The organism is Anaerolineae bacterium, from assembly GCA_016931895.1.
GTDB lineage: Bacteria > Chloroflexota > Anaerolineae > 4572-78 > J111 > JAFGNV01.
On sequence record JAFGDY010000084.1, the window covers coordinates 15,301 to 25,947 of the forward strand.

Here is a 10,647-nt window from a genome sequence, read left to right on the forward strand (position 1 = left end):
AACAGTTTGTTACGGTTTGTTACAAAATATTAATATCCCTCCTATTGATACCCAAACATTTTTCTGAAAGCCGGCTTATACCACAAGCCCTCAAAATCAAGGTTCTCGCGGGCCAATTGACGCTTAGACTCGTCCAGTTCAACGGCCTGGGTGAGCCAGGTAATGCAGGCGTCGTCCTGGCCAAGCAGGGCCAAAACGCAGGCTTTGTGGTACACGGCGTCGGCGTCGTCTGGGTCCAGGCGAATGGCCTGGTCAAAGTCTTTCATGGCCTGGGTGTAGTTTTGCCGGTTGTAGTAAGTCAGGCCGCGATTGAGATAGGCTGTGGCATCCTCGGGGTCAAGTTTGATCACTTTGTTAAAATCGTGCAGGGCGTGATCATACTGGCCCAGCTCGTAGTAGGCCAGGGCGCGGTTGGACAGGGTTTTAGGGTCGTCGGGGTCATAGGCCAGGGCGCGCTCGTAATCGGCCAGGGCCTGCTCGTAATCCCCCAGGGCTTCGTAGGCCAGGCCCCGGTAGTTATAGGCGCTGATTTCGGCGGGGGCCAGGCTGATGGCCCGGCTGTAATCTTTGATAGCCTGTTGTAGATTACCCAAATTGTTGTAAGCCAGGCCGCGATTTTTGAAGGTGGCCGGATTGTTGGCGTCAAGGCGCAGGGCCTGGTTGTAATCTTCAATGGCCCGCAGGTAGTCGCCCTGCTTAAAGTAGGCGTTGCCGCAGTTGTTGTAAATGGCCGGGTCTTCCGGGTTGAGGCGCACGGCCTGGTTAAAATCCTCGATGGCCGAGTTGGTGGCCCCCTGCTGCATGTAAATGATTCCCCGGTTATGATAATAAGCGGCATCCTTGGGATTAAGCAAAATGGCCTGGGTAAAATCTTGAATGGCCTGCTGGTATTCACGATTGTTGGCCCGCACGCTGCCCCGGTAGTTATAGGTGGCGGCGTTATCCGGCTCAAGTTCCAGGGCGTGGGTAAAATCGGCCCCGGCCTCTTGGTAGTGCTGCAAGGCCGCGTGGGCCAACCCGCGATTTTGCAGCATTTCCACGTTGCCCGGCTTGAGTTGGATGGCCTGGTTGTAATTTTCCAGGGCCTCGGCATAGTTACCTTGTTCGGTCAGGGCCAGGGCCAGGTTGTGAAACATTTCGGCTTCTTTGGGATTGAGCCGGATGGCCTGCCGGAAGTCGTCCACGGCCCGGTTGGTATCGTTTTGATAGGCGTAGGCCAGACCGCGCTGGTAGTAATAGTCGGCCTGGTCGGGGTTGAGCTGGATGGCCTGGGTGAAGTCGTTGATGGCCCGCTGATATTCGGCATGCTGGACAAAGGCCCGGCCCCGCTGGAAAAAGGTGTCCGCATTTTGCGGCCGCAGGCGAATAGCCTGATTAAAATCTCGGATGGCCTGGCCGGGATCGCCCCGGTCCAGGTGAACGCAGCCCCGATTGTGCAGCGCGTCGGCCTGCTTGGGATTCAGGCGCAGAGCCTCGTCAAAATCCTCCAGGGCCAGGGGGAAGTTGTTTGATTTATAATGGGCAAAGCCGCGCTGATTGAGCGTGAAGGCATCGTCCGGGTGCAAGCGCAGAGCCTGGTTAAAATCGGCCACGGCCTTGGCGTAATCCTGCATCCGAATGTAAGCCAGGCCGCGATAGCGAAAGAGTCGGGCGTCGTCGGTATCCGACAACGTATCGGCCGGGGCCAACTCGGCGGAGAGAGCGATGGCCTGGTCATAATCGGCGATAGCCCTAACGTAATCGCCCCGGCGATTGTGCACCAGGCCACGATTGGCAAAGGCCAGCACCAACTGCGGCTCCAATTGCAAAGCCTCGTTGAAATCCTGCACGGCCAGGTCATACTCGCCCTGGCCGGAGTAAGCCCGCCCCCGCTCGTTGAGTAAATTGGCCCGGCCCACATCCGATTCCAAGGCCAGCGCCTGGCTGAAATCATCAACAGCCCGCTGGTGCTCACCCCGGTGAGAAAAGGTTAAGCCACGATAATAGAGACTCCAAGCCTGGGTGGGGTCATCCGGTTTGAGCGAAAGGGCCTGGTTGAAATCTTGCATGGCCTGGGCGTAGTTGGTTTGCTCGTAATAGGCCCGCCCGCGTTGGTAAAAGGCGGCGGCGTGCAAAGGGTTGAGCCGCAGGGTCAAATTCAAAGACTCAATGGCCTCGGCGAGTTGGCCCAACCTGGCCAAAGCCAGGGCTTTGTGATAGATGACGTCTGCATTTTGGGGAGAGAGCAACAGCGCCTGGTTGTAATCCTCAATGGCGTATTGATAGTTTTCCTGGGCGGCATAAGCCAGGCCACGCTGGTAGAAAATTTCGGGCGATCCGGGATTGACCAAGATAGCCTCATTAAAATCGGCAATGGCCTGCGCCAGGTCATCCTGCCGCACGTGGGCCAGGCCGCGCCGGTACAGGGCCTGCACGTTGCGCGGCTGCAATTTGAGGGCCTGGTTGAAATCGTCAATGGCCTGCAAAATATGGCCCTCGGCGGCGTGCAATATGCCGCGCTGGATAAAGATCTCGGCGTCAGGGGCCAATCCATCGGTTTTGTTCAGGGTCAGGCTGGCCGCCCGATCAAAATCAGCCAGGGCCTGTTTGGCCTGGCCCAATTGGGCATACGCCTGGCCGCGATACTTGTAAAAGAAGGCTTGTCGGGCCGGGCTGGCCGGATCAGCCGGGGCCGCCACCTCCGATGGAGTTGCTTCAGCAGGCGAGTTCCCGGTTTCCTCCAACTGTCCACACTCAAGCCGGATGGCCTGGTCAAAATCCTTGATCGCCCGCTGATAGTTTTCTTGCGCGTAATGCGCCAGGCCGCGCCAGGCGTAAATCTCGGCCTGCCCCGGCCGAAGCCGGATGGCCTGATTGTAATCCTCGATGCCCCGGGCAAAGTTGCCCTGCCGGGCGTAGGCCAGACCCCGTTGAGCAAAGGCTTCCCCGTTTTTGGGGTCTAATTCAATGGCCCGGTCAAAATCGCCGATAGCCTGCTCCAGGGAGGCGTCCACCGCCGCGGGTTCAGTTTGGTCAAGCGTTGCCGGGCCGGCCACCATCTCTAACCCGTCGCCGACACCCAGTTGGCGGAGCCGGGCCAGGCCCCGCTGGGTATAGGCCGGCCCACTATCGGGCATCAACCGAATGGCCTGGCCGTAATCCTCAATGGCCTGCTCATAATTGCCCTGGGCGGCGTAAGCCCCGGCCCGGTTCAGGAACGTGGGGCCATTTTTGATGTCCAACTTAAGGGCCTGGCTGTAATCCTCAATGGCCTGGGCATGATGGCCCAGGCGGGCGTTGGTGAAACCGCGTTGGGCGTAAAATTCGGCGTTTTTGGGGATCAATTTAACGGCCTGATTAAAGTCGGCCAGGGCGCGGGCGTGGTCGCCCTGCTCGCTGTAAATCAGGCCCCGCCGGTAGAACACCTCGCCGTCGTCGGGCTGCAATTGGATAACCCGGTTGTAATCCTCCACTGCCTGGAGAGGTTCGGCCTGGTGCGCGTAAGCCAGGCCGCGATGTTTGAACGCGCCCAGCAAACGGTGGTCCAGGTTTATGGCCCGGCTGAAATCCTCAATGGCGCGGGCGTAGTCGGCTTGTTTAAAATAGGTCAGTCCCCGCCGGTAGAAGAATTCGGCCTGCCGGTCGTCCAGTTTGATGGCCTGGTTGTAATCTTCAATGGCGCGGGCGTATTTTTGGGCCGGCTGGCGATGGCCGCCGGAGAAGTCCACAAAGGCGTTGGCCCGGTTAAAGTAAAATTCGGCCTGGCGAGGGTTGAGCCGGATGGCCTGGTTGTAATCTTCCACGGCCTTATCAAATTCCTGCAACTTGGCGTAAACCAGGGCGCGTTGATTAAAGGCATGGGCGTTGGCGGCATCCAGTTCAATGGCTTTATTGTAATCCTCCACCGCTTCCAGATATTCGTCGCTGGCCGCTTGCGACACGCCCCGATGATAAAAGAATTCGGCCCGGCTAGGGTCTAGGGTTATGGCCTGGTTGTAATCCTTAATGGCCTCCCGGTGTTTGGCCTGGCCCGCATAGGCCCGGCCGCGATAGAACAAGGTAGGCGGGGCGTCGGGCTGCAATTTGAGGGCCTGGTTGTAATCCTCTACCGCCCGCCCAAAGTCTTCCTGGCCGGCCCGCGCCCGGCCCCGGTAGGCGTAGGCATCGGCCTGTTTGGCGTCAAGGGCAATGACTTGGTTGAAGTCAATAATGGCCGGGGCGTACTCCTGCTGTTCCAGGTAGGCCAGGCCCCGGTGTTTGAGGGCGCTGATTTTGGTGGCCGGATCAGGGTTCAGGTTGACGGCCTGGTTCAGGTTTTCAATGGCCTGGCGATGATCTTTTACGGGCAGGGCCAAATAGGCCAGGCCGCGCCGGTAAAAGGCCGGGGCGTTTTGCGGATTGAGAAAGATGGCCTGGCCAAAATCCTCAATGGCGCGTTGGTAGCCGGCCTCCCGAGAACTGCCCGCCGGAACGTATTCAAGATACACGCAAGCGCGCCGGTAAAAGGCCAGGTCGTTTTCGGGGTCAAGTTTAATGGCCTGGTTAAAATCCTGGAGAGCCTGGTCAAAGTTACCTTGAGCGGTAAAGGCCTGGCCGCGTTGCAACAACGCTTCCACATCCCGATTCTGCCGTAAAGCCAGGGCGCGATTAAAATCTTCGATGGCGCTAGGGTAGTCGGCCTCGGCCAGGTAAACCCCGCCGCGATGTTTGTAAGCCGTCACGTTTTGATCGTTAAGTTTGACGGCCTGGTTAAAATCGGCCAAAGCTTTTTTATTGTTTTGCAGACGCACATAGGCGTAACCGCGCTCGGTGTGAACGTCGCTCAAGGCCGACGGCTCCAGATAAAGTGGGGGTGTAGGAAAACCGGGCGGCAGCAAACCGGAGCGTTTATCGCCCTTAGCCTGGCCGGCCTCATGGGTCAGGTTAATGGCCTGGTCAAAATCCTCGACCGCGCGCGCAAACTCCTGCCGGCGATTGTAGGCCAGGCCACGCTGATAAAAGGCCACGGCATATTGGGGGTTAAGGTGGATGGCTTGGTTATAATCCCCGATGGCCCGGGTGTCGTCATCCTGGCGGCTGTAGGCCAGGCCCCGCTCATTGTAGAGAATATCGCGTTCGGTTTCGGGGACCAGTTCAAGGGCCTGGTTGTAATCCTCGATGGCGCGGGCATAATTTTGCAGGGGGGGCAGGGCGTAGGCCAGACCGCGCTGGTAAAAAGCCGTGGCGTAAAGTTTGGGTTTGTCGCTAAATTTCTGACCGGCCTCTAACACCCGGTCAAAATTACGAATAGCCCTGCCGGGATCGTTTTGCTGCATGTAGGCCAGCCCCAGGTTGAAGTAAGAGGCTTTGTCGGCGGGGTTGAGGCGAATGGCCTGATCAAAATCATCAATGGCCTGCTCAAACTTGTTTTGGCGGATGTAGGCCAGGCCGCGCTGGCGGTAGTTGGCCACCTCCTGGGGATTCAGTTCGATGGCCCGGTTAAAATCGGCAATGGCTTTGCTTAGTTCATCTTGGCGCAGATAAACCAGGCCGCGCTGCTGGAAAGCGGCGGCATAGGCCGGACGCAACTTAAGGGCCTGGCTGAAATCGGCCAGGGCCTGATCCAGCTCATTTTGGTCGGCGCGCGCCAGGCCGCGATAAAAATAGGCCACGGCATCGTGGGCGTTCAGGTGGATGGCCTGGTTGTAGTCCTCAATGGCCCGCTCGTAGTTGGCCTGGCCGGCAAAAGCCAGGCCCCGGTCGCTGAAGGCGGCCCCGTTGTCGGGGTCAAGCCGGATGGCCTGGTTGTAATCATCTACGGCGTGCACGTAGTTGGCCAGGCGGGCGTGGGCCAGGCCGCGCCGGTGAAAGATGATGGAGCGGGGCACGGTCAAGGCCGGTCGTTCATCTTGAATGACCTGGCTGAAATCTTTGATCGCCTCATCGCAACGGGCCAGGGCAAAGTGGGCCAGGCCGCGCTCGACGTACAGGGGAATATAATCGGCGGCCAGGGCCAGCCCTTGATTGTAAATCTCAATGGCCTTTTCCTGATCGTGCGCCGCCCGGTAGGTGTACCCCCACCAGTCATAGACAATGGCTTTTTGTTGGGTGGAAAGTTGTTTGCGCGCGGCCAGGCTGCTCAAGACCGGCTGCATCTGCTCCCACTGGCCAGACAACCACGCTTCGGCCAGGGATTTCAACGGAGTCAGCAGGGTGACGAGATCGGCGGAGGCAGGAGAAGCCGTTTCCGGCCCACTTTCTTTCCCGTTGCCCCCGATCACGGCCAGCAGATCAAACATAAATACCGGATTTTCATTCAACGCTTCGATAAAACTGGCCGGCAAAATTTGATGAATTTCGGCCACAGCTTCAGCATCATCTAATAGTCGCAGGGTCAGGGCCAAGCGTTCCAGCATCAGCGCCTCATAATCGGCCCGAGATTGGGGAGAGCTTGATTTTTGCAACTCCGGCCGCAACAAAGCGATCTCCCGATCAAGATATTCCAACAAATTGCGTTTGTCTGCCGCCAGGTCGGTAGCGGGGGTTTGCCGGAGCGCCTCGGCCAGAGTCCTGTCCAGCCCAAATTGGCCGGAGACAGCCCTGGCCCGGACCAGCGCCTGCTGGCCAATGAGCCACTTAAAGGCTGCCCGGCCATCCTTGCCGCCCACTAACGCCAGCAAACGCTGCTGGTCAAAAGAACCGGCCAGGGCCGCTTTTTCCAGCCAGCTTTTTTGGGGTGCGGTAAAAAGTTGGGCCAGATCGGGGCTTTGGCCCGCTTCAAGCGAAAGCCACGTGCCGCCCAGCACCCCCACATTCAACCACACCGGCAAGGAGGCCTGGGGCGCGGCAGAGGCCAGCATGGCCACCCCTTTATCGCCCTGGGCCTGGGTGAGGGTGGTATTCTTTTTGACAAAATCGGTCACTTCATCCGGCGTAAACGGCGCCAACGGCAGGGCCAGAATAAAGTCAGCCCATTGCCGCGACCAACGTTCGTCGGTGGTGAACAAATCATCTCGCCCGGCGATAACGATTCGCAGGTCAAACGCTATCGCCTCGCGGGCGTGGCCCAAGAGGTAGGTCAAGAGCCACTCGCCTGCCACCGGATGGCCGCTTTCGTAGGCGTCAAACATCAGCACCACTTTGGCGGGCGGGGCCTTATCCGCCGGCCCGGCCGGTGTTTTTGCCTTTTTCCCCTCGCCCGGTTCATCTTCCGGCGCGTTCTTTTCCGCTCGGCCTGCTTTTTTGTCGGTTCTCTGCTCGCTCTGCCCGGCCACTTGGTTGAGGTCGGCCACCAGGGCTTGGGTCAACAGATCAACCGGATTTTCAAAGGCCAGGGCCAAATCGGCCTCGTTCCAGCGCAACTCGGCAAATTGGCCGCCGTCGGTTTTGGGCGTGACCTGATCTTGAGAGAGACCCAGGGCCGAAAGGCCCAACAAAGTGGGCCGGTAGAAGTGACGCAGCACCTGTTTGGGATTAGCACTGCGGGTGAGGGCCTTTTTGAGCAGGGTTTGTCGCTTTTGGAGCAGTTGGTCAAATTGGGGGGTGGGAACAGGCTCCCCGGCCTGGTGCAAACCGGCGGCCAAGGCCTGCATGAGCCGGACGGCGTTATGGCCAAAACCGGCGCCGGCATCCAGGCGGCTATAGATAGTTTCCGCCGGGCGGTACCATTCCAACTCGTCCAGCAGGCGAGTTTTGCCCACGCCGCCGGGACCGGAGATGGCCATGATCAGCCGCACTTCCGGGTGGTCTTTAGGGCGGTGATAATGCAGCCGGTAGAGGCCAATTTCTTTTTCTCGACCGGCAAAGAGAGTTTGGCCCGCCTCGGCTTGAGGCAGGGGTTTGCGTTGTGAAAATGGCATCAGCCCATCTCCTTCGGCAATAGCGACGGCCGGTCAGCGGCCGCCGTTTGTTACTTGCGTTCCCAATTACGCCAAACAAGTTTGTTACAAACCTATAGCTTAGCACAAAATGGCCGGGGGGACAATTGTTTGAGGCGTAAATACATGCTACAATGTTCACCGAACGACCGCCGAACGACGAACGACCGCCGACCAACGACAAGATTGACCGATAACCAACTTGGTCCTTTGTCGTTCGTCGTTGGTCAATCGTCAATCGTCGTTCGTCGTCAGTGGTTTAACCGAGAGAAACTTATGCCCAAAATATTGACCCAAACCGATAAACAAAACCTGTTCAACATGGCCTACCAATACTGGCTGGCCCGCAATTGGGACGAGGCGATGGCGGCGGAGGCGGCCGCAGAGGAAGTTTTGGAGGGGAACAGCGACGGGTACGCGGCCTGGCGAGACTTGATTGATTACCTGGAAGTTTTTTACCGGGAAAACGGGCGCGGCATGACCCAGGAAGAAGGCGAAAGCTGGTGGGCGGGCCAGGGACCGGCCGGCTCCGGCGTAGCCGGGTTAGGTGTCGAATGAAAATTGGAACGTACGAGATCAAACCGGAAGCCGATCTGCGGCGGGCCGGGCTGGAAAAGGCGCATCTGCGCGGCGTTAATTTGAGCCGGGCCAATCTGCAAGAGGCGCGGTTGAGCGGGGCCGACCTGAGCGGGGCTAATTTGAGCGAAGCGAATTTGAGCGAGGCCAGGTTTGACGGCGCCAACCTGAAAGAGAGCAATCTGGCCCAGGCCGGGCTGTATCGCGCCAACTTGCACTGGGCCGACCTACGAGAAGCCAATCTGAACGGGGCCAATTTGAGCGGGGCCAGGCTGGATAAGGCCGATTTGAAGGGGGCGGACCTGACCGGGGCCAACCTGAGCGGGGCCAGGCTGGATAACGCCGATTTACGAGGGGCTAACCTGGCCCGGGCCAATGTGCAGGGCGCGTACCTGCAAAACGCCGATCTGAGCGAAACCGACCTGCGGGAAATCAATCTGGAGCGGGCCAAACTGATCGGCGGCCAACTGTACCGGGCCAATTTGAGCAGAACCAACCTGGCGTGCGCCATGTTAAGTCAAGCCAATCTTACTGAGGCGCGTTTAAATGAAACCAATTTGGCCGGGGCTAACCTGGATACCGCCGAACTCAAGGGGGCCAGCTTGCAGCAGGCCAATTTGAGCGGGGCCAGCCTGAAAGGGGCTTCTCTGGGCCGGGCCAACTTGCGGCAAGCCGATTTGAGCGGGGCCAAACTGGGCCGGGCCGACCTGGAAGAGGCTAATCTGGAAAAAGCTAACCTGGCCGAAGCCAACTTGTCCAGGGCCAGGCTCAACGGGGCCAACCTCCGGGAGGCCGATTTGCAAAACGCCTATCTGGAAAGATGCGATTTGACCGGAACCAACCTGAACCGCGCCAGGTATAATCGCGCCACTACCTGGCCTGAAGGATTTGAACCCCCCGTCGAAGCGCATCGGGTTGAAAGCTAAATGAGTTTTTGAAATCATAAAATCAAAAATATGAACCCTAAATAACGGAAAATAACTTTTGTCAACCACAATATGTAGGGGTGTTTTGCCCGCCCGGGTTTGGAGGTAAGGCCAATAATGAACAACAACCGCTGGGCCTCGCAGCGCGCCCAAAATATGCCGGTCAGCATGTTCAACACCATGGACGCGGCCAAAGTGGCCGCCCAACGTAAGGGGTTGGAAATCATTGACCTCTCCGTTGGCTCAAGCGACCTGCCTGCTCCCCCGGCCGCAATGGAAGCCTTGCGAGAAGCCACGCGCCACGCCGAAACGCACGGTTACTGTTTGCACTCCGGCACGCAGGCACTGCGGCAGGCCGCGGCGGGCTGGTTTGAGGAACGATACGGCGGCAATCTGGACCCCGACCACAACGTCCTGGTGCTGGTTGGTTCGCAAGAAGGTTTTGCCCACCTGCTGCTGGCCCTTACCGACCCCGGCGATATGATCCTGGCTCCCGACCCCGGCTATCCCTCTTATTTTGGCGCGATCGCTCTGGCCGGACTGGAATTGGCCAGCCTGCCGCTGTTAGAGGAAAACGGCTTTCTGCCCGACCTCAACGCCGTTCCTTCAGAGGTCGCCCGGCAGGCGCGGGTAATGGCCCTGGCTTATCCCAACAATCCAACGGCGGCGGTGGCTTCGGCCGGGTTTTTCCGGGAAGTGATTGACTTTTGCCGGGACAACGATATTTTTTTGATCCACGATTTTCCTTACGTGGATATGGTTTACGGGGATTACGAAGCGCCGTCGGTGCTGGCGCAGCCGGGCGGAATAGATATTGCGGTGGAGCTTTATTCGTGCAGCAAAAGTTATCACATGGGCGGCTTTAGAATTGGTTGGGCCGCCGGGAACCCGGCGGCCATCGCAGCCCTGGCCCAAGTGAAAAGCGCCATTGATTTCAACCAATATCCCGGCATTCAACAAGCCGCGATTGCGGCCATCAATCAGCCTCGCGCCGAAACTCGCCGGGCGGCCCGGATTTTTGAAACGCGGCGGAATATGCTGGTCAAGGCGCTCAATAACGCGGGCTGGCAAACGCCCCTACCCCAAGCCAGCATGTATGTGTGGACTCGCCTGCCCGCCGGTTTAACCAACTCTTTTGACTTTACGGTCAACCTGGCCGGAGAAACCGGGGTCTGCCTGGCTCCGGGCCGGGGTTTTGGAGAACGCGGCGAGGGTTTTGTGCGTTTTGCCCTGGTACGCGAGCCGGAGGCGCTGGAACGGGCGGTAAAGCGAATCCGAAACTTCTTGGGGGGATTCTAACCAATACTGAC

At 58.6% G+C, this 10,647-nt stretch carries 4 protein-coding genes; 3 read left to right on the forward strand and 1 reads right to left on the reverse strand.

What is annotated here, in order from left to right:
* Window positions 1-41 precede the first annotated feature (41 nt).
* A complete protein-coding gene (locus tag JW953_06715; protein ID MBN1992379.1) occupies window positions 42-7,817 on the reverse strand; it encodes a tetratricopeptide repeat protein in 7,776 nt (2,591 codons plus the stop codon).
* A 294-nt stretch (window positions 7,818-8,111) separates the two neighbouring features.
* On the opposite strand from JW953_06715, the gene JW953_06720 reads away from it, so the two are divergent.
* From JW953_06720 to JW953_06730, 3 genes are all read left to right on the forward strand, one after another.
* Window positions 8,112-8,393 carry a hypothetical protein gene (locus JW953_06720; GenBank protein ID MBN1992380.1) on the forward strand — a complete coding sequence of 94 codons (282 nt, stop codon included), beginning with the start codon at window positions 8,112-8,114 and terminating at the stop codon, window positions 8,391-8,393.
* Window positions 8,390-9,337 (forward strand): pentapeptide repeat-containing protein, encoded by a 948-nt coding sequence (locus tag JW953_06725; GenBank protein MBN1992381.1) that lies wholly within the window; start codon window positions 8,390-8,392, stop codon window positions 9,335-9,337. The genes JW953_06720 and JW953_06725 overlap by 4 nt, the downstream gene beginning before the upstream one ends.
* A 117-nt stretch (window positions 9,338-9,454) precedes the next feature.
* On the forward strand, window positions 9,455-10,636 hold the full coding sequence (locus tag JW953_06730) for an LL-diaminopimelate aminotransferase (protein MBN1992382.1): 1,182 nt from the start codon (window positions 9,455-9,457) through the stop codon (window positions 10,634-10,636).
* Window positions 10,637-10,647 lie beyond the last annotated feature (11 nt).